General features: G+C 62.5%; 20 protein-coding genes. 15 read left to right on the top strand and 5 right to left on the bottom strand.

Translation table 11 applies throughout. The features are described from left to right. Positions 1–8 precede the first annotated feature (8 nt). Positions 9–1,079: a methyl-accepting chemotaxis protein gene (locus CHC01_RS29205; protein WP_244528141.1), complete on the bottom strand. Its 1,071-nt coding sequence runs from the start codon at positions 1,077–1,079 to the stop codon at positions 9–11. A gap of 323 nt (positions 1,080–1,402) precedes the next feature. Here CHC01_RS29205 and CHC01_RS29200 point away from each other — a divergent pair, with 323 nt between their 5' ends. From CHC01_RS29200 to CHC01_RS29175, 6 genes are all read left to right on the top strand, one after another. Further along, on the top strand, positions 1,403–1,717 hold the full coding sequence (locus tag CHC01_RS29200; protein ID WP_089267817.1) for a hypothetical protein: 315 nt from the start codon (positions 1,403–1,405) through the stop codon (positions 1,715–1,717). Between the two features lie 142 nt (positions 1,718–1,859). Continuing rightward, complete coding sequence (locus CHC01_RS29195) at positions 1,860–2,036, top strand: hypothetical protein (protein WP_210269243.1); 177 nt, start codon at positions 1,860–1,862, stop codon at positions 2,034–2,036. Between the two features lie 32 nt (positions 2,037–2,068). Next, positions 2,069–2,365, top strand: a complete 297-nt coding sequence (locus tag CHC01_RS29190; protein ID WP_089267815.1) for a DUF3303 family protein — start codon at positions 2,069–2,071, stop codon at positions 2,363–2,365. 122 nt (positions 2,366–2,487) lie between these two features. Continuing rightward, entirely contained in the window at positions 2,488–4,359 is a 1,872-nt protein-coding gene (gene htpG / locus CHC01_RS29185) for a molecular chaperone HtpG (RefSeq protein WP_089267814.1), read from the top strand. 63 nt (positions 4,360–4,422) lie between these two features. Further along, positions 4,423–4,647, top strand: coding sequence for a hypothetical protein (locus CHC01_RS29180; RefSeq protein ID WP_089267813.1), 225 nt, complete (start codon positions 4,423–4,425; stop codon positions 4,645–4,647). Positions 4,648–4,798: 151 nt separating this feature from the next. Next, the gene (locus tag CHC01_RS29175) at positions 4,799–5,992 is read left to right on the top strand and encodes an ABC transporter substrate-binding protein (protein ID WP_089267812.1); all 1,194 of its coding nucleotides are present in this window, start codon (positions 4,799–4,801) and stop codon (positions 5,990–5,992) included. A gap of 245 nt (positions 5,993–6,237) precedes the next feature. Here the strand turns inward: CHC01_RS29175 and CHC01_RS29170 are convergent, their stop codons facing one another. The 4 genes from CHC01_RS29170 to CHC01_RS29155 all read right to left on the bottom strand — a co-directional run bounded on the left by CHC01_RS29170 (position 6,238) and on the right by CHC01_RS29155 (position 11,702). Next, the gene (locus CHC01_RS29170) at positions 6,238–7,323 is read right to left on the bottom strand and encodes a lipocalin-like domain-containing protein (RefSeq protein ID WP_089267811.1); all 1,086 of its coding nucleotides are present in this window, start codon (positions 7,321–7,323) and stop codon (positions 6,238–6,240) included. Beyond that, complete coding sequence (locus tag CHC01_RS29165) at positions 7,313–9,775, bottom strand: FtsX-like permease family protein (protein ID WP_089267810.1); 2,463 nt, start codon at positions 9,773–9,775, stop codon at positions 7,313–7,315. The genes CHC01_RS29170 and CHC01_RS29165 overlap by 11 nt, the downstream gene beginning before the upstream one ends. Continuing rightward, positions 9,772–10,425 (bottom strand): ABC transporter ATP-binding protein, encoded by a 654-nt coding sequence (locus CHC01_RS29160; RefSeq protein WP_089267809.1) that lies wholly within the window; start codon positions 10,423–10,425, stop codon positions 9,772–9,774. The genes CHC01_RS29165 and CHC01_RS29160 overlap by 4 nt, the downstream gene beginning before the upstream one ends. A gap of 62 nt (positions 10,426–10,487) precedes the next feature. Beyond that, positions 10,488–11,702, bottom strand: a complete 1,215-nt coding sequence (locus tag CHC01_RS29155) for an MFS transporter (protein ID WP_089267808.1) — start codon at positions 11,700–11,702, stop codon at positions 10,488–10,490. 175 nt (positions 11,703–11,877) lie between these two features. Here CHC01_RS29155 and CHC01_RS29150 point away from each other — a divergent pair, with 175 nt between their 5' ends. The 9 genes from CHC01_RS29150 to ccoS all read left to right on the top strand — a co-directional run bounded on the left by CHC01_RS29150 (position 11,878) and on the right by ccoS (position 19,980). Continuing rightward, positions 11,878–13,131 carry an ATP-grasp domain-containing protein gene (locus CHC01_RS29150; RefSeq protein ID WP_089267807.1) on the top strand — a complete coding sequence of 418 codons (1,254 nt, stop codon included), beginning with the start codon at positions 11,878–11,880 and terminating at the stop codon, positions 13,129–13,131. Positions 13,132–13,459: 328 nt separating this feature from the next. Further along, positions 13,460–14,170, top strand: a complete 711-nt coding sequence (locus tag CHC01_RS29145; RefSeq protein ID WP_089267806.1) for a Crp/Fnr family transcriptional regulator — start codon at positions 13,460–13,462, stop codon at positions 14,168–14,170. A 134-nt stretch (positions 14,171–14,304) separates the two neighbouring features. Then, positions 14,305–15,936, top strand: a complete 1,632-nt coding sequence (ccoN, locus tag CHC01_RS29140; RefSeq protein WP_089267867.1) for a cytochrome-c oxidase, cbb3-type subunit I — start codon at positions 14,305–14,307, stop codon at positions 15,934–15,936. 9 nt (positions 15,937–15,945) lie between these two features. Continuing rightward, positions 15,946–16,680 (top strand): cytochrome-c oxidase, cbb3-type subunit II, encoded by a 735-nt coding sequence (ccoO, locus tag CHC01_RS29135; RefSeq protein ID WP_089267805.1) that lies wholly within the window; start codon positions 15,946–15,948, stop codon positions 16,678–16,680. A 12-nt stretch (positions 16,681–16,692) separates the two neighbouring features. Then, positions 16,693–16,857, top strand: coding sequence for a cbb3-type cytochrome oxidase subunit 3 (locus tag CHC01_RS29130; protein ID WP_068729582.1), 165 nt, complete (start codon positions 16,693–16,695; stop codon positions 16,855–16,857). A 7-nt stretch (positions 16,858–16,864) separates the two neighbouring features. After that, on the top strand, positions 16,865–17,740 hold the full coding sequence (gene ccoP / locus CHC01_RS29125) for a cytochrome-c oxidase, cbb3-type subunit III (protein WP_089267804.1): 876 nt from the start codon (positions 16,865–16,867) through the stop codon (positions 17,738–17,740). 100 nt (positions 17,741–17,840) lie between these two features. Then, positions 17,841–19,289 (top strand): cytochrome c oxidase accessory protein CcoG, encoded by a 1,449-nt coding sequence (gene ccoG, locus CHC01_RS29120; RefSeq protein WP_089267803.1) that lies wholly within the window; start codon positions 17,841–17,843, stop codon positions 19,287–19,289. A gap of 11 nt (positions 19,290–19,300) precedes the next feature. Next, positions 19,301–19,801: a FixH family protein gene (locus CHC01_RS29115; protein WP_089267802.1), complete on the top strand. Its 501-nt coding sequence runs from the start codon at positions 19,301–19,303 to the stop codon at positions 19,799–19,801. Positions 19,802–19,809: 8 nt separating this feature from the next. Continuing rightward, positions 19,810–19,980, top strand: a complete 171-nt coding sequence (ccoS, locus tag CHC01_RS29110) for a cbb3-type cytochrome oxidase assembly protein CcoS (RefSeq protein ID WP_089267801.1) — start codon at positions 19,810–19,812, stop codon at positions 19,978–19,980. Positions 19,981–20,183: the final 203 nt, after the last annotated feature.

The raw sequence follows: 20,183 nt of genomic DNA, 5'->3' as shown, positions 1-20,183 counted from the left end.
TCGTGCGGCTAGGCGCCGCGCATGATCACGCCGTACCAGCCGAGACCTTTGTAAGTCTCATAGCCCGGTGTGGCATGGAAGGCGACGAGGCCGCCCGAACGGTCGTGATAGAAGCCGCTGCGGCGGCCGTTCAAGGCCAGCGGGATGCGTTCGGTGAGCAGGCCCTGGCCGTCGGACGAGGCGATGACGCGCAGGTTCGAATCCACCAGCAGTACGCGCGTCTTGTCGTCGTCGACGCGAACGCCCTCGACGATGGCGCGCGCCTGGGCTTCCCAGTCGAAATGAATCGCGAGCACGCCGATGGCGCGGCCATTGGCCTTGCCGCCTTCGCGCACGCTGGCGCAATAGGTCGCGACCTGCGCATTGTTCAGGAGCGGCTGGCGCTCGACGTCGCCGGCGGTGTAGTCGTCGCCGGAGCGCAGCGTACGGGCATCGCGAAACCAGGCAGTGCCGGCGATATTCTGGCCCGTGACATTGAAACGATCGCCACGGCCGCTGGCGATGACATTGCCTTGCATGTCGCACAGCCAGAGATCGAGATAGACGGTGTAGGCGCCGAGGATCACGGCAAGTCGCTCGGAGACATGAGCGACGGTGGCATCGCTCGGTGCGGCTGCGCAATCGACGACGGCCGAGTCGGTCGCCCACCAGCGGACGTCGCAGGTGCGCTCATAGAGATTGCGGTCGATCAGTTCGATGGCATTCAGCGACAGGTCGACCATGCGTTCGCCGCGCGAGCGCTCGGTCATCTTCTCGATCGACGCCATCAGGCTGCCCGTGCGGGCGGTGAGCTGGGATTCCAGATCGCGCGCGATGGTCTCGACCTGCTGGCCGACATTGCGCACTTCCTGCGCGACGACGGCGAAGCCCGCGCCCTGCGCGCCGGCGCGCGAGCTTTCGATCAGCGCGTTCAGCGCCAGCATCTTCATCTGGTTGGTGATGTGCTGGATCGACCTGGTCTTCTCGCAGGCGATCTCGTTGACCTCGGCGGTCAACCGCCCAATCAGCGCGGAGATATCGGAGCTATCGTCGTTCTCTTCGGTTGCATTGGCATGCGCAGAATGACTGCTGCGGTTCATTGCCAAGACCATCGTCGTATCCCCGTTGACAGCAATCAGTTACCTCCCGGTTATTGCCCGGTCATGGTTAATCGTGGCTTAATTTTCCGTGTGCCGGGTTCCGCCGACTTGCACGAATAAGCGGCAGGAGTGCGCAACAGGCACTATCTCATTGCGTCTGGTCATATGCGGCCGCATCCGCAGGACGTTCGATGCCCCCCTAGCGGTACAAATTAGGGCGTCATTAGTGATGCTTATGCACGCGCCCCCCGATTGCTCTGACCAACAACGCGATATCAACCACACTCGTGCAGGCTCAAAGCTTCATAGGCCGAGCCATTGTGATGAGCGTTCTCGAAGACCTGACCGGTGCGACCACGTCGGAACTGTCCGACGAATTGATCTTCCAGATCGCCTCGGCGTCCAGCCCCGAGCAGCGCAAATACGCGGCTGACCTGTTCCGGTATTTCGCCAAACAGCTCGAATTCGAATCTTATCGGCGCGGGCAGCAGAGCATGGCCGTTCCACAGCTTCCGTCGCCGGCCATGATTATCGACGCGACGCCCGAACAGGACGAAGCGCCCACGATCCAGCCGTCGGATGACCCTGGCGATGACCCGTCCGTCGGTCTGATCCCGCCGGTGAGCTGGCAGGATTGACGGCGGCGCGACAGTTTTACGTCAGATCCGTTGCTTCCTACCGATTGGCTTAACCATTCGCAGGCCAAATGAGTCGCGAGTGATTCGAGCGTTGCAATCGTGAAGAGCGGGCGTGCCAGTGAGTGTAGTTATCCCTTTCCCCATGCGTGTAGCGGCCCCCCAGGCCGATGAGTGCGAAATCGATCTGCTGAGCGCCGTCGATCTGGCGATCCGCGATCTCCGCGAAATCTCCCAGACCGCGAACGACATCGCGCAGGCGCGTGCGCGTGAATGCCTGGCCATGCTGGAAAGCGCCTATCACGGTGCGCTGCAGGGCTGACGCATTCTGAGTGCGCCGACAGGAGATCAGCGATGCTGTTTCTGGTGATCTCGAATCCGCGCGCTGATCGTCCGTCCGACATGGCGGCCGCGCGTCAGAGCTTCTGGCCGTGGATGGCGGGGTATCAGGCGTCGGGCATCTGCCAGCACATCTATCCCCGCGTCGGCCGCGGCGTGGTTGCGGTGTTCAAGGTCGAGAGTAACGACGTGCTGCATCGCATCCTCAACGAATGGGCCGATATCATTCCGGCTCAGTTCGAGGTCTATCCGCTGGTCGATCTCGATGCGACCACGGCTCTGCTCGCATCGCAGGTCGCTGCTTCAAAGTAGCGTCGCGAGTTTCAGTTCCCGATCAGCCTTTTCGCGCGGAAACCATCGGTTTGCACCATGGACTCGGCAAATCCGCGTCGCTATATGCGTGATCTCTCCCTTACCAGTATCGGGCACTTTTCATGACGACCACTGACACCGCTGCACCCGTTTCCCAGCCGTTCCAGGCCGAAGTCGCCGAATTGCTGAACCTGATGGTTCACTCGGTCTATTCCGAGACCGACATTTTTCTGCGCGAACTGGTCTCCAATGCGTCCGATGCCTGCGACAAGCTGCGCTATGAGGCGATCGCCAATCCGCAGCTGATCCCCGACGGTCAGTCGCCAAACATCACCATCATTCCGGACAAGGCGGCGGGCACGCTGTCGATCGTCGATACCGGTATCGGCATGGATCGCCAGGAACTGATCGACAACCTAGGGACCATCGCGAAATCCGGCACCAAGTCATTCCTGTCGCGCCTGACCGAAGCCAAGGATGGCTCCAACCTGATCGGCCAATTCGGCGTCGGCTTCTATGCGGCCTTCATGGTGGCGGAGAAGATCGTCGTCACCAGCCGCCGTGCCGGTACTCATGACGCCTTCACCTGGACCTCGACCGGCGGTGCCGGTTTCGAGATCGGCCAGGTCAGTGACGGCATGAGCGTGCCGACCGGCACGTCGATCGTGCTGCATCTGAAAGACGACGCGAAGAAATATCTCGAGACCTATGAGATCGAGCGCATTGTCGGCGCCTATTCGGACAACATCCAGTTTCCGATCATGCTCAAGGACGGCGACGCCGAGCCGCGGCAGATCAATTCGGCCAGCGCGCTGTGGCAGCGCTCCAAGTCCGAACTGACGCCGGAGGATTACAGCGCGGCTTACAAGTCTATCGCGCATGCCTATGACGAACCGGCGATGACGCTACATTACCGTGCCGAGGGCCGCTATTCCTATGCGGTGCTGCTGTTCGCGCCATCGCAGAAGCCGTTCGACCTGTTTGAGCCGAACCGCAAGGGCCATGTGAAGCTCTATGTGCGCCGCGTCTTCATCACCAACGATGCGGACCTGTTGCCGTCCTATCTGCGCTTCATCCGCGGCGTCATCGATGCCGAGGATCTGCCGCTGAACCTCTCCCGGGAGATGCTGCAGAACAATCCACAGCTCGCGCAAATCCGTAAGGCCGTGGCGACGCGTGTGATCGGTGAGCTGGAGACGCTGAGCGAGAAGGATGCCGAGACCTTCACCAAGATCTGGGATGCCTTCGGTCCGGTGATCAAGGAAGGCATCTATGAGGACTTCGAGCGCCGCGAGAAGCTGCTGGCGCTGTCGCGCTTCACCACGACCTCGGGCGAGAAGCGCTCGCTGAAGGATTATGTCGCCGACCTGAAGCCGAACCAGACCGAGATCTATTATCTCGCCGGTGACAGCCTCGATCGCCTGAAGTCAAATCCGAAGCTGGAAGCCGCCAAGTCGCGCGGCATCGAAGTGCTGCTGCTGACCGACGCGGTCGATGCGTTCTGGTCGTCGGCGCCGCTGGATTTCGACGGCAAGCCGCTGAAGTCGCTGAGCCAGGGCGAGGTCAATCTCGATCTGATCCCGCGCATTGATGAAGATGCGACCAAGGACGAGCCGAAGACCGAGACCGATGAGGCGGCGACCATCGCCGTCATCAAGGATGCGCTCGGCGAGCGCGTTTCGGACGTGAAGGTCTCGACGCGTCTGACCACGTCGGCCTCGTGCCTCGTGGCCGGCGGCGCCGGCCCGGACCGCGAACTTGAGCGTATGCTGGCGATGCAGAACCGTGGCTCGGTGACCAAACCGATCCTTGAAATCAATCTGCGCCATCCGCTGGTGGCGAAGATCGCGGGCGCGGACAAGGCGTCGGGTGGCGAGGCGTCCGACATCGCGTTCCTGCTGCTCGAGCAGGCGCAGATCCTCGATGGCGAATTGCCGGAAGATCCGGCCGCGTTTGCGAGCCGTCTCAACCGGTTGGTGCTGCGCGGTTTGTGATCGCCGACCGTTCACGGCGCGGGGCATTTGTCCCCGCGCTTTTGATGCCAAGGAACTCCACCCATGAGCACTGTCTTCGAGAAACTCATCGCGAAATATGCCGAGCGCGGCGATTTCGAGCGCCTGCAGGGTTATCGGGACGATCGTCTGGCCATCCTGAAGAGCATTCAGGATGGGACATACGAGAAGATGCACCTGATCTCCGACACCGATCCTGTCTCGATGGTCGCGGAGATCGAGCGGGAACTCGCCTGTATCGACGCCGCGTTGAAAAAGCGGATGCAGTGACCGCGCGCGTGCGTTGCAGCAATCGTCGTTGGGAGTGATCTTGAACTAACGCAAAGCTGATCTGCACATTTCGGCTAAGTCGAAAGATTATCTGGTTCGTCCCGAGCTTCTCACATAGCGTGCGCCCAAATTGAAAACTTGGGAGGCATTGATGAAATTCGGACTGTTGTCGACGGCTGCGCTGTGCGGTCTTTTCCTGGCCGCGCCGGCCTCGGCGCAAGGCGTCAAGATCGGCATTCTCAACGATCAGTCCGGTGTCTATGCCGATTATGGCGGCAAGTATTCGGTCGAAGCCGCCAAGATGGCGATCGAGGATTTCGGCGGCGAGGTGCTCGGCAAGAAGATCGAACTGGTCACCGCGGATCACCAGAACAAGCCTGACCTCGCCGTCTCGATCGCGCGGCGCTGGTATGACGTCGAAGGCGTCGACATGATCACTGAATTGACCACCTCGTCGGTGGCGCTCGCGGTACAGGAGCTCTCCAATCAGGAGAAGAAGATCGACATCGTGGTCGGCGCGGCCTCGTCGCGCGTTACCGGCGATGCTTGCACGCCCTATGGCTTCCACTGGTCGTTCGATACACGCGCCTTGGGTGTTGGCACCGGCGGCGCGCTGACCGAAGCTGGCGGCGATACCTGGTTCTTCCTCACCGCGGACTACGCCTTCGGTTATTCGCTGGAGAAGGACACCGGCGACATCGTGAAGGCAAAGGGCGGCAAGGTGCTCGGTGCCGTTCGCCATCCGCTGAACTCGTCTGACTTCTCGTCCTTCCTGCTGCAGGCGCAGGCGTCCAAGGCCAAGGTCATCGGCCTTGCCAATGCCGGCCTCGACACCACCAACGCCGTGAAGCAGGCGGCTGAATTCGGCATCGTCGCCGGCGGCCAGAAGCTCGCGGGCCTCCTGCTCACGCTCGCCGAAGTGAACGGCCTCGGCCTGCAAGCTGCCCAGGGTCTGGTGCTGACGGAATCTTTCTATTGGGACCGCGACGACAAGTCGCGTGAGTTTGCCGATCGCTTCTTCAAGCGCACCCAGCGCATGCCGAACATGATCCAGGCCGGCACCTATTCGTCGACGCTGTCTTATCTCAAGGCGGTGAAGGCGGCCGGCACCAAGGATTCTGAAGCGGTGGCCAAGAAGCTGAAGGAACTTCCGGTCGATGACGCCTTCGCCCAGGGCGGCAAGGTGCTCGCCAATGGCCGCATGGTGAAGGACCTCTATCTGTTCGAGGTCAAGAAGCCGTCGGAATCCAAGAAGCCATGGGATTACTACAAGCAGCTCGCCGTGGTGCCCGGCGACAAGGCCTATCCGACCGCGGCCGAGAGCGGCTGCCCGCTGACGAAGTAAGCTTCGCTTCCTTAACCTCTCTCCGCTTGCGGGGAGAGGTCGGAGTCGACGCGAAGCGACGGCTCCGGGTGAGGGGCAAGGTACGGCGTTCGCCGCAAGCTCGTATTCGCGGGTCGGATGATGATGCGATCAGAGAGTTGGGTGATCGGGTAGGCAGTGTGCCATGCCCCTCACCCGACCGTCTTCGCTGCGCTTCGCCGGTCGACCTCTCCCCGCAAAGGGCGGGGAGAGGTTAGGTAACAGCCTCAATACCCCGTCATCTCCAGATAACCCACGCCGCTGTGGCTGCCGGTGAAGCTCACCGGCCCTTCCCAATAGGGGAAGCTCGTCGTCATCCAGCTCCTGGTATTCAGCGGCGAGGTCGCGATCTGTAATCCGCGCGATGCGATCGATACCTTCCATGACGTCGGGATCCTGCGGCCCGCGATCTCCGTCATGACTGTCGGCGTCATATCTATAGCGCCTGAGGCAAGCTGTTCGGATTTTCCGTCCGCGGTAATCCAGTTGCCGGCAAAATAATGCGCGCCATCTTTCTGCCTGAGACGAAACAGCATCAGCTTTGCGTTATCGGGCAGATGCAGCGAGAACCAGTCCCAGCCGGTTTGGTCGGAAGCGAGCGGCTGGCTCGAATATTCCCTGTCCATCCAGGCGCGGCCGGTGACGGCAATCTCCTTGCCGTCGATGGTCAGCACGCCCGATGCGGTGAAATAGGGCTGGCTGTAGTAATACGACGCCTGGCCGCGTTCGGATTTGCGGCTGAAACCATTTTCGCCCTGGAGCACGAGTGGCTGCTTTGTATTGAGCCGTAGCCGGTAGCTGAAATCCGCTGACGATGCCGACACGTCGAGCGGCGCAACCGACCTGTCGTCGAAGTTCTCAAGCCCGCGCATTTCCCACGCATCGATCCATGCACGGAACGGTGTTGTCGTGACACCGGCCTGACCGACGCCGCCGCGGGCAAAACTCTCAGCTGCATGATGCGCGGTCGCCGATGTCACCGCCGCATGGCCCATCCAGATCTGCGGCGTTGCCCAGCCGTCGCCTTGCGCGCCCGCCGCCATTGCCTGGCGAAACAGTGTCCACTGCGCGCCGTAAGCATTGCCGTTCGTGTCAGTGAGATTGGCGGTGAGGTACCACCATTCGATGCGATAATCCGGATGCGGGCCGTGATCAGCCGGAAAGGTGAGGGCGCGGCCCGGAACGACAGCCGCAAAGCCTTCGGCGTCGCGGCCGAGGCCGGCAAAGCCTTGGGCGAATGCGCGTGAACCGCCGAGGCCGAGCAATGCGGCGGCGCCGATCAAGCTGCGACGTGTGAGCAAGCTAGCGCTCATTGGCGAACACTTTCACCAGCGTGGCCGGTTGCATGCGCAGCAGTTTCAGGATCGGTAGCAGAGCTGCGAGCAGCGAGGCCAGCATGGCGACGCCGAGCAACTGGATCAGTTGCAGCGGAAACACATGGAACGGCAGGCGCCAGCCGAAGGCCTTCACATTGACGATGGCGATCAGACACCACGCCACCAGCAGGCCGAGCGGCAGCGCCAGTAGTGAGGTGATCAAGGCGACCGACAGCGTCTTCAACAACTCGATGCCGGCAAGGCGGCGACGCGTGACGCCAATGGCCCAGAGCGGCGCCAGTTGCGGCAGACGCGAATTGCTCAGTGTGAGCAGGCTGGTGAGGAGCGCGACGCCGGCGACGCCGAGCGTGAAGGCATTGAGCGCGGCCGTCACCGCGAAAGTGCGGTTGAAGATTGCCCGTGACTCCGTTTTCACCGTCGTCTGGTCGGCGAGGTTGCGGCCGTCGAGACCGAAGCGCGTGCGGATGGCGTCGATCAGCGTCGGCACATCCGCAGGTGCGACGCGCAGGCCCATGCGGGTCTGCGAAATATCAGGGAAATGTTTGACCAGCGCATCAATGTTGACGCCGATCTGGCCTTTGGGATTGCCGTAATCCGCATAGATCGCAACAACGTCCATCGGCCATGTACCGGTCGGCGTCGGCACGTCCAGACGATCGCCGAGTTTGAGCTTCATGCGCAGCGAGAGTTGTTCGCTGACGAGTGCGCCGTCGCCGCTGCGCACGCCATCCCATGCATCGCTGGTGGAATCCAGCAGTGGCCATTGATCGCGATAGGTGGCGTGATCGGCGAAGCCGAGAAGCTCGATCGGTGTACCATTGAACTGCAGGTCAGTGCGACTGCCCGGCAGAACGGCCTGCACGTCAGGGCGCGTCTTCAGCCAGGTCTTGATCTCGATCGCCTGCTTCTCGCTCGCCGCGTTCAGATAGATCTCGGACGCCAGCCGCCCGTCGAGCCAGCCCGTAAAGGTCCGGCTGAAACTCTCCACCATAGTGCCGACGCCGACATTGACGGCGAGCGCCAGCAGCAGCGCCATCAGCGCCAGCGACAGGCCGGAGAGTTGCAGCCGGCTGTCGGCCCAGAACCATGTGACGAGTGGCCGTCGCGTGCTGCGTTCACCGCCGGCAAGGACGATACCGAGGATAACCGGCAATGCGAGCGCTGCACCGAGCAGCAATGCGGCAAGCACAAAGAAGCCGGCAATCAGTGAATCGCCAAGCCAGAGTGCAAGGCCGGCAGCGATGAACACGAGCAATGCGCCCGTGCCTTGCAGCCGCAGCCAGCGATGCTGTGCCTGTTGCCAGGCATAGGGCTGTGCGGTGGCGAGCAAGGGGAGATGGACAGCTTTCAACAGGCTCGATGTCGCCGCCAGCAGCGCACCGATGATGGAAATCGCGAGACCAGCGAACCACCATTCCGGCTTCAGCGTCAATTGCCCCGGGATTTGCGCGCCGTAAAGCCCACGCAGGCTGGCCGCAACGTTGGGCAGCAGCGATGCAGCGATGAAATAGCCGCAGACGAGACCGATGGCGCCGGCGATCAGTGCGATGCTGACGAGTTCGAGGATCAGCACACTGTTGAGCTGCCGCGCCGAGACGCCGCAGGCACGCAAGGTGCGCAGCATCGGCAGGCGCTGTTCGAAGCCGAGGCCGATGGCCGAATTGACGATGAACAGCCCGACGAAGAAGGATAGCAGGCCGAAGGCGGTGAGATTGAGATGGAAACTGTCGGTGAGACGTTCCAGATCGGTCTCGGCATCCGGCTGCACCAGCCGCAACCGATCGCCGGCGACGCTGCCGAGCGATGTGCGGGGACCCTTGGCGCTGCCGATCAGCAGGCGCGAGATCTGGTCCGGCATCTTCAGCAGTTTCTGCGCGATGCCGATATCGACCACCAGGACGCCGGGCGCGAGTTGCGGCTGCAGTTTCAGCGGCGGCAGCAGGGCTCCGTCATTGAGCGCAGGCGTTGCGCCCTCGGCGAGGCCGAGGCTGGTCAGCGTTTCTGGCGCGATCAGCGCCTGACCGGGCGGCGTGAGAAACGCCTGCGCGCCGGTCTTGCCGATCTCGGTGGCGGCGCTGGCTTCAATCGGCATGGTCACCGGCTCGATGCCGAGCAGGCGGACCGAGCGGCCGCCGATTTGCACGCGGCCTTCGACGACGGGCGAGACCGGCCAACCTGCGTGGCGCAGATCGACAAAGAGCTGTTGCGAAAACGCGCCGCCATTGGTTGCGACCAGCATTGGTGTACGTGTCCCGCCGAAGGCGGCAGCCGCACGGTCATAGCTGGTGCGCGCCTGCTGGTTGAGCGCCTGCACGCCGCTCCACAATGCGGTAGCGGCGATCAGGCCGATCAGGAGCGTCGCGAACTGCATCGGATGCCGGCGCCAGTGGCTGAGCAGCACCGCGAGGATCCAGAGCGCGCGTCTCACGCGATCAATCCTGCATGGAGATGGACGTGACGATCCAGCGTGGCGGCGAGGCGCTCGCTATGGGTCACCATCAGGAAGCCGCAGCCGGTGCGGGCGACGAGATCGCGCGCCAGTCGCAGCACCTCGTCGGCGGTATCCTCGTCGAGATTGCCGGTCGGTTCATCCGCGAGCAGCAGCAGCGGCTTCGAGGCCAGCGCGCGGCCGATGGCCACGCGCTGTTGCTGGCCGCCGGAGAGCTGTTCGGGATAGCGCTTGAGCAGCGCACCGAGGCCGAGGCGTTCGGTGAGTTCGCTCTGCCAGGCCGTGTCATGCTTGCCGGAGATGCGCGACTGAAACGCCAGATTGTCGGCGACCGACAGCGACGGGATCAGGTTGAACTGCTGGAACACGAGCCCGAGCTGGTCGCGGCGTAAGGCGGCGCGGGCGGAATCATGGAGGCCGGTGACGATGATGTCGCCGAGTTGGATCTCGCCGCTGTCGGCTTCATCGAGACCGGCGATCAGATGCAGCAGCGTGCTCTTGCCGCTGCCGGATTCGCCGGTCAGCGCCACGCTCTCGCCTGCGGCAACGCTGAGATCGACACCGCGCAACACGGCGACCTGTTCCTGGGCTGAACGATAGGATTTGGTGAGATGACGAACCGTGAGCATGCGGCAGAGACTATAACAGAACCGCTCCCCGTCGTCCCCACGCAGGCGGGGACGACAACCCGTTACCGCTTGCGTTCCGATACCAGCGCCAGCAGTACCGTCGCCGCCATGAAGCAGGCGGAGGCGCCGAACACCCAATGCGGCAAGGCATGATCCATGAACCAGCCGAACAGGATGGGGCTGATGATGCCGCCGAAATTGAAGCCGGTGGAGACGATGCCGAAGGCGCGGCCGGCAGCGCCGGGAGGGGCGGCCTCGCGCACCAGCATGTCGCGCGACGGCGTCAGCACGCCGCCGAGGAAGCCCGCGGTGGTCATGGCTGCGACGATCACCGGCGTCGGCAGCGTGAACACCGCGATGGCACAGATGATGGCGGCATTGATCGTGAAACACACTGCGGCGACGCGGCTGTGGTGTCTAGTCCGATCGGCCAGCCACCCGCCGGCAAGCACGCCGACGGCGCTGGCCGCGAGGAAAGCGGTGAGCGCGATATTCGCCGATGACAGCGATGTGCCGTAGCCGTTCATCAGCGCGACGATGCCGAAGCTGTTGATGCCGTTCTGCGACAGCGAGAGTAGCGTGAAGAACAGCGTGAGCATCAGGATCGCCGGGGTCATCATGCTGACCTTGGGCGTCTCCGCATTTTTGGCGTCATCGCCATCAGCCATCGCGCCGGCATCGGGAATGCCGACCACGATCAGCATCAGTGCAATTGCCACGCCGATGGCGCCCGCGACGATCAGCGCGCCCTGGCCGCCGATACCGACCAGCAGTGCCGCCATCAGGGGAGGCGCGACTGCACCGCCGACGAAGCCTGCGAATGTATGGATCGAAAATGCGCGGCCCATCTTCGACTCGTCCATATGCGCGGCGAGGATGGCGTAGTCGGCCGGATGATAGACGCTGTTGGCGAGGCCGAGCAGCGCGGCGCAGACGATCAGCGCGGGATAGCTGAGCAACAGGCCGAGCGCGATCAGCGCGCAGCCGCCGAGCATAACGCCGAGGATCAGGATTTTGCGCGCGCCGATGCGGTCGACGAGATAGCCGATCGGCGCCTGAGTGAGGCCGGAGACGACAGCGAAAGTGGTGAGGGCAAAGCCGAGTTCGATGTAGCCGACGCCGAGCCGATCCTTCAGGAACGGGAACAGCATTGGCAGCACGAAGATGTGGAAGTGACTGACCCAATGCGCGGTGGAAATCGCCGTCAGTGTCCGCGTCGCCGAAGGGACATGGTCACGCGCGGCGAGATGCGAGGTCGAGGCCGGAATATCGACCATATGCGTTTCCACCCAAGGCGGCTGACGGCCGCTTTTTGCAGCCTCGAAAAGGTGCGCTATGCCTACGTTCTCAGCAGGTTAATGTCTATCAGCGCTGCGACATGCAGGTGTTGCGGCCCGTGCAGGGCAGCATGAGGAAACGCGACCACGGCCCGGGGATGCGACATGATTGAGCATGATGACGAGCAGCCCGAATTTTAAGCCGCTGCGGATACTGCTGTCGGAAGGCACCAGCACCTCCGCGCGAGAGGCTGTCACCGTGCTCGGCCTCGCCGGCCATGTGGTGGATGTCTGCGATCCCGCCGCTGCCGGGCTGGCGCGGTTCTCGCGATTTGTCCGCATATATCGCCGCTGCCCGGGAATGCGGGAAAATCCCCTGGGCTTCCTGCGGTTCATCGAAGGCCTGCTGGCGACTGGCGACTATGACGTGCTGCTGCCGATCCACGAACAGGGCTTCCTGTTCGCGAAAGTGCAGGAGCGGCTGAGGCCGCTGGCCGGCCTGGCCTTGCCGTCCTTCGCGAGCTACCGGGCGGCGCATAGTAAGGCCGGTTTCAGCCGTATGCTGAGCGAGCTTGGATTGCCACAACCCGAGACGCAGATCGTCGCAAGCGCCGATACGCTTCGTACCGATCTCCGCTTTCCCTGCGTGATCAAGACCGCCATCGGCACCGCGAGCCGCGGCGTCTGGATGGTGCGCAATGATGCTGACCTCGCGCTGGCAATGAGAGAGCTTGAGGTCGGCAACGGCCTTGCCGGCGAGGTGCTGGTGCAGGCCCGCGTCGCGGGCGCGACCGAGAAGGCGCAGGGCGTGTTCTGCCGCGGCGAACTGGTCGGCTTTCACGTCACTCGCCAGATCATGGAGGGTGCCGGGGGCGGCGATGCCATCAAGCGCAGCGTGCGGCGAGACCGCGTGCGCGGCGATCTCGCGGCCATCGGTAGGCATCTCGCCTGGCACGGCGCGCTGTCGATCGACTTCATCATGCCGGACGATGACAGCGGGCCATTCTATATCGACTGCAATCCGCGGCTGGTCGAGCCGATGGCGGCTTGTCTGGCCGGCGTCGATCTGGTCGATCTGCTGCTGCGCGTTTCCCTGGGCGAGACGCCGGATGTCGCACCGACGACACGAGAGGGCGTGGTCACGCATCAGGCCATGCAAGTGCTGCTCGGCAGTGCGCAGCGCGGTGGCGACAGGCGAGATCTGCTATGCATTTGCCGCGATATCTGGTGTCGCCGTGGCGACTATGCTGGCAGCACCGAAGAGCTCACGCCGGTGCGCATCGACTGGCTCAGCGTAGCGCCGCTGATGATAACTGCGCTGTTGCTGCTGGTGTCGCCGGGGCTGTCGCATGTGCTGGCGAAACGCGGCTGGGGTGCGCATCTGCTCGATGCCGGGACGGTTGCAGCCATCGAAAGCGGGACGTTTTAGTTTCATCCGGCCGCGTTAGAGTTGAATAGTTGCGGCAGACGCGGCCGGCTCCCTCTCCCCGCTCTGCGCGGGGAGAGGGGTGGGGTGAGGGGCGTGGCACCTCAGCCACTGCCATCTCTGCTTCTTCGATTCGATAGGTCTTGTTAGGCGGCAACTGCAGTGCGCCGCCCCTCACCCGGATCACGCGCGATGCGCGCGACCCGACCGCCCCCGCGCAAGATGCGCGGAGAGGTAAGAGGCGATTGATGTGTATCAATGTGTGCCGCGCTGATCCGGTTATCCAAAAGTGCCCCGCACTTCCGCGAGGCCAACGAAACCCGGGAAGCGCATGACAAAGCTGATGGCTGCATCGTCGTTCGCTGCGCCTTGTGCGAATGCTGCTGCGCAGCCGGGCGGCTTCCTGTCTCATCTGGGTGCCGCCGATCTGCGCCAGTTGATGGCCCTGGGCGAGCGGGTGCCCTACACTTCGCAGGATGTCCTGTTCACGCAGGGAGCGCCGGCCGGCAAATGCTTCAGCGTGGTCGAGGGTGTGGTCGGCATCTACAGGACCGAATGCGATAATCGTCGCCACATCACAAGTTTTGCGCTGCCGGGCGACATCCTCGAGATCGCAACGCAGGGGCATCATGAAGTGTCCGCCGCTGCAATCGGTCCTGCAGTGGTGTGGGAAATCCCGCGTGAGAAATTCGCGCAATTTGCCAGTCACCGGCCCTATGTACTGAACGAGATCGTCGCGCTGATGGCGGCCGAGATTGCCGATGCGCATGACAAGATGTTCTCGCTGGGCCGCCACGTGGCTGAAGAGAAACTGATTGTGTTCCTGACATGCTGGCGTGACCGGTTGGCACGGCTCGGCCGCGATGTAGATCCGCTTCCGGTGCCGATGAGCCGACGCGATATCGCCGATCATCTCGGCCTCACCGTCGAGACCGTGTGCCGGACGCTGGCCAAGCTTGAACGCCGCGGCGCGATCGAGATTCTGCCGGGCCGTATCCGGCTGCTGGACACCGAATCCGTTGCGGCTCCCGCTCTCGCCTGACGACGCGCGCAGCGAGCAAGCGAGCTCTCCCCGAACTTTGATTTCAATCAATTCACTGAGCGCGCCGCCGTGATTGATGGGTGCGTGCTCGGGAAAGAATCATCATGACGAACCAGACTGACAGCGTGAAGTGGATGACGATCGGCGAGGCCGGTCTGACCGTGATCCTCGCGGCCACCGTATTTCTCTCCATCATCGCAGCGGCCAAGGCGGAAGATGCGGCCTATGCCTTTCACGTGACGCTGGCCGGCTTCGCCAGCCTGGCCTCCGTGTTCGTCATCCTCAATCGCTATTTCGAGCGCGGCGCATTGCCACCGCAGGAGATCGACGGGCGGCCGAATTATAATTTCGGGCCGATCAAGTTTGCCGCTGTTGCCTCGGTATTCTGGGGCATCGCCGGCTTCACGGTGGGACTGCTGATCGCCATGCAGTTGGCGTGGCCGGACCTGAACTTCAATCTGCCCTGGACCAGCTTCGGCCGGCTGCGGCCGCTGCATACGTCGGCGGTGGTGTTTGCCTTCGGCGGCAACGTGCTGATCGCGACCTCGTTCTTCGTGGTGCAGAAGACCTGCCGTACCAGGCTCGCCGGCGATCTTGCGCCGTGGTTCGTGGTGCTCGGCTATAATTTCTTCATCGTCATTGCCGGCACCGGCTATTTGCTCGGCGTCACGCAGTCCAAGGAATATGCCGAACCGGAATGGTATGCCGATCTCTGGCTGACCATCGTCTGGGTGACTTATCTGCTGGTGTTCCTGATGACGCTCGTGAAGCGTAAGGAACCGCATATCTTCGTCGCCAACTGGTTCTATCTCGCCTTCATCATCACCATCGCGGTGCTGCATCTCGGCAATAACCCTGCGCTGCCCGTCTCGGTCTTCGGCTCCAAGTCCTATGTCGCCTGGGCCGGTGTGCAGGATGCCATGTTCCAGTGGTGGTACGGCCACAACGCGGTGGGCTTCTTCCTCACCGCCGGCTTCCTCGCCATCATGTATTACTTCATTCCGAAGCGCGCCGAGCGACCGGTCTATTCCTATCGGCTATCGATTGTGCACTTCTGGGCGATCATCTTCCTCTACATCTGGGCGGGTCCGCATCACCTGCACTATTCGGCACTGCCCGACTGGACGCAGACGCTCGGCATGACCTTCTCCATCATGCTGTGGATGCCCTCCTGGGGCGGCATGATCAACGGCCTCATGACGCTGTCCGGCGCATGGGACAAGCTGCGCACAGATCCGGTGTTGCGCATGCTGGTGGTGTCGGTGGCGTTCTACGGCATGGCGACCTTCGAGGGTCCGCTGATGTCCATCAAGGTGGTCAATTCGCTCAGCCACTATACCGACTGGACCATCGGTCACGTGCATTCCGGTGCGCTTGGCTGGGTCGGCTTCGTCTCCTTTGGCGCGCTCTACTGCCTGGTGCCGTGGCTGTGGAATCGCAAGCAGCTCTACAGCCTGAAGCTGGTCGAGTGGCACTTCTGGATCGCGACGCTCGGCATCGTTCTGTACATCTCGGCGATGTGGGTGTCGGGCATCCTGCAGGGTCTGATGTGGCGCGCCTACACGTCGCTGGGCTTCCTCGAATATTCCTTCATCGAAAGCGTCGAAGCGATGCACCCGTTCTACATCATCCGTGCCGCGGGCGGCGGGCTGTTCCTGATCGGTGCGCTGATCATGGCCTGGAATTTGTGGATGACCGTGCGCGTCGGCGAGGCGGAAGAGGGCGCGCTGTCGAGCCCTGGCGCCACGTTGCAGCCGGCTGAGTGAGGATCAATCATGTCGTTCTGGAGTCGGCACCAAATCTTCGAGAAGAACTCGATCGTCTTGATCGTGGGTATCATTCTCGTCATCGCCATCGGCGGCATCGTCGAGATTGCACCTTTGTTCTATCTCAAGAGCACCATCGAAGCCGTCGAGGGCATGCGGCCTTACACGCCGCTCGAACTCGCCGGGCGTAACGTCTATGTCCGCGAGGGTTGCTATCTCTGCCATTCGCAGATGGTGCGGCCGCTGCGTGACGAGGTCGAACGTTACGGGCATTACTCGCTCGCGGCGGAGAGCATGTATGACCATCCGTTCCAGTGGGGCTCGAAGCGCACGGGGCCGGATCTGGCCCGCGTCGGTGCCAAGTATTCCGATGAATGGCACGTCACGCATCTGAGCAATCCGCGCGCCATCGTGCCGCAATCGGTGATGCCGTCCTACAAGTTCCTGGCCGAGACGCCTGTCAGCACCGAGAACGTCGCCGATCATCTGCGCACCAACCGCGCGGTGGGTGTGCCCTATACGGACGATCAGATCACCAATGCGGTGGCGGACCTGAAGACCCAGGCCGATCCCGACAATGGCGATACCGACGCGCTGCTCAAGCGCTATCCGAAATCGGTGGCACGTAACTTCGATGGCAAGCCCGGCACGCCCACCGAGATGGATGCACTGGTCGCCTATCTGCAGATGCTGGGCACGCTGGTCGATTTCAAACTTTACAACGAAAAAGCAAACCTCCGCTGAGGAGATGGAAGCATGCGCGCAATCCTGACCGTCGAGAACTTCGCGTCGAACCTCGTCCTCACATTCTGGACGCCGGTCTTTGTCGGAATCTTCATTGCAATTCTGACCTACGCATTGTGGCCCCGCAACAAGGCGATGTTTGACGCAGCTGCGCGTCAGCCGTTGCGAGAGGATTGATCAGATCATGAGCGATCACGAAGGTGAATTCGACAAGGCCACTGGCAAGACCACCACAGGTCACTCCTGGGATGGTATCAAGGAACTCAACACGCCGCTGCCGCGCTGGTGGGTGATGACTTTCTATCTCACCATCGTTTGGGCGATCGGCTATTGGGTCGTGTATCCGTCCTGGCCGCTGGTGCAGAGCTACGCGACGGGCGTCATGGGCTATTCGTCACGCGCGGATGTCGCCGTCGATCTCGCTAATCTTGAGAAGATCCGCGGAGGCAAGATGGCGGCGCTCGGCGCTGCACCGCTCGCGGAAATCGAGAAGGATCCGGCTCTGCTGGCACTGGGGCGCGCCAGAGGCCGTGTGGTGTTCGGCGACAATTGCGCGCCGTGTCACGGCACTGGTGCGACCGGTGCCAAGGGCTTCCCCAACCTGAACGATGACGACTGGCTGTGGGGCGGCACGCTGGAGCAGATCGAGAAGACAATCCAGTTCGGCGCGCGTTCCGCCCATGCGGAATCGCATGAAGGATCGATGTTGGCCTTTGGCCGCGACGGCATGTTGAAGAAGCCGGAGATCGAGACGGTTGCGAACTACGTGCGCTCACTGTCTGGATTGCCGACGGCCAAGGGTTACGACGCGAATGCCGGCCAGAAGCTGTTCGCCGACAACTGCGCCTCGTGTCACGGCGACGCCGGCAAGGGAAATCCCGACATGGGTGCGCCGAACCTGACCGATAATATCTGGCTCTACGGGTCGGATGAAGCGACCATCGTCGAGACCATCACCAATGGCCGCAACGGCGTGATGCCGGCCTGGATTGGCCGTCTCGATCCGGCGACCATCAAGGCACTGACGATCTATGTCCATTCGCTGGGGGGTGGACAATAAGTCATAGCGCGCGCGGCCAATCCCGCGCGTGCCTTTGACGTACATCAATTGCATCGCACCGGCGAAGTCTAGGGTCATTCCAAAGACGAGAGTGACCTCCATGAACAAGCCCGTTGCACCCGAGGAATTCGACTACGGCCCGCTCTATGCGGCGCAGAAGAAAGTCTATCCGCAGAAGGTCTCCGGCAGGTATCGCAACGTCAAATGGGCGCTGATGGCGGTTTGCCTTGGCATCTATTATCTGCTGCCCTTCGTGCGTTGGAATCGCGGTCCCGGTGCCCCCGATCAGGCGGTGCTGGTCGACCTGCCGAACAGCCGCTTCTATTTCTTTTTCATCGAGCTGTGGCCGCAGGAAGTTTATTTCTTCACTGGCCTGCTGATCCTTGCCGCCCTCACGCTGTTCCTGATGAATGCCATCGGTGGTCGCGTCTGGTGCGGTTATCTCTGTCCGCAGACAGTCTGGACCGACCTGTTTTTCGCCGTCGAGCGTTTGATCGAAGGCGACCGCCGTGAGCGGATGAAGAAGGAGGCCGAAGGGCTCACGCTGCAGCGTGTCGTCGAACTGACGATGAAGCATTCGATCTGGCTCCTGATCGCATGGTGGACCGGCGGCGCCTGGGTGCTCTATTTCAACGATGCGCCGACACTGGTGAGGGAACTCGTCACCTTTCAGGCGCCCGCGCTGGCTTATATCTGGATCGCGATCCTGACGGCGACGACCTACACACTGGCAGGCTGGATGCGCGAGCAGGTCTGTCTCTATATGTGCCCGTGGCCTCGCATCCAGGCGGCCCTTACCGACGAATGGGCGCTCAACGTCACCTACAAGACCGATCGCGGCGAGCAACGCACCTCGTTGAAGAAGGCGGCCGAGCTGCGCGCGCTCGGCCAACCCGCAGGCGACTGCATCGACTGCTATCAATGCGTGAATGTCTGCCCGGTCGGCATCGATATCCGCAATGGATTGCAGATGGATTGCATCCAGTGCGGGTTGTGCATCGACGCCTGCGACGGCGTGATGAGCAAGATCGGCCGGCCGACCCGGCTGATCGGCTATGACACCGACATCAATATTGCCAGGCGCAAGGCGGGCAAGTCCGAAATCTATCGTATCATCAGGCCGCGTACGGTGGCCTATGTCGGCATGATTGTCGCTGTCGGTGCGGTGATGCTCTACGCGCTGCTGAACCGTTCGCTGCTCGACATCAACGTGTTGCATGATCGCAATCCGGTTGCCGTGCGCCTCAGCGACGGTTCGATCCGCAATGCCTATACGGTGCGCCTCTTGAACAAGCGTGGCGCCGGCCGCGTGGTCACGCTCGATGTCAACGGGCCGGTTAACGCCACGGTGCATGTGGTGGGCATGGATGCGGTGTCATCGGGCTGGCCGGAGATCGTGCTTGGCCGCGACCAGACTACCGAGCTGCGCGTACTGGTGACGGCGCCCGCGGCAATCAATTCCGAAAAGTCGCTCCCGCTCGTGATGCGTGTCACCGATGCCGTCCATGGCGACATGGCGTCGGCGACCGATCATTTCGTTGCACCGTGAAGGAGAACAGTATGAGCGCCGCCGTTGCCGCACCTCGTCCGATCACTGGCCGGTTCGTCCTGATCTGCCTGATTTTGTTTTTCGGCATGATCATCGGTGTCAATGTCGTCATGATGAAATTCGCGCTGGAGACGCTGCCGGGTGTCGAGGTGGATAGTCCCTATACAGCGAGCCTCGCTTACGGCAACGAGATCGAGGCCGCGCGCGGCCAGAGCAGTCGCGGCTGGAAGGTCAGCGCGCATGTCGAGCGCGATGCTGCAGGTGATGCTGCCGTCCGCGTCGAAGCGCGCGATCGCAACGGCAATCCGATCACGGGGCTGAGTTTCACCGGTCGGCTGGAGCGGCCGGCCGATCGCCGCGCCGACCGGCCGGTTGAGCTCGTCGGGGCTGGCGGTGTGCTGTATCGTGGCAAGGTCGCCGAACTTGCGCCGGGACTGTGGGATCTGGTGCTTGAAGGCGAGGCCGGTGGACAGCGCATGTTCCTGTCTAAGAACCGCCTCGTGCTGAAATAGGTCCAACCATGCAGTCCCTCGTCGTCCTCGTGCCGCTGGCGCTCGCGCTTGGGTTGCTCGGCCTCTGGGCCTTCATGTGGTCGCTGAAAAGCGGACAGTATGAGGATCTGGAAGGTGCGGGATGGCGCGCGATTCTCGATGAGGATCCGCCGGCGAAGAAGCCTGGCGATCCCCTCTGAGGCGGCTCTTTCCGTTCAATCCATCACCGCCACAACTTGTGGCCATATTTTTCCAACCGCCATGCCTTTGCCGCGCGTTGCCTCTGCAGCGCGCGTGCTGGCGTCTGCTGTGCACCGGGCGCATAATGGCGGGGAACGAATTTTGCACGCGTTCGCCTGGTCGAGACCGGCGCGATGCGCCGCAGCAGAAAGAAATGAAGCAC

This window comes from Tardiphaga sp. OK246 (assembly GCF_900188215.1).
Taxonomy (GTDB): domain Bacteria; phylum Pseudomonadota; class Alphaproteobacteria; order Rhizobiales; family Xanthobacteraceae; genus Tardiphaga; species Tardiphaga robiniae.
Note: the sequence above shows the minus strand (reverse complement) of the source record. Positions and strands in the feature narration are given on the sequence as shown.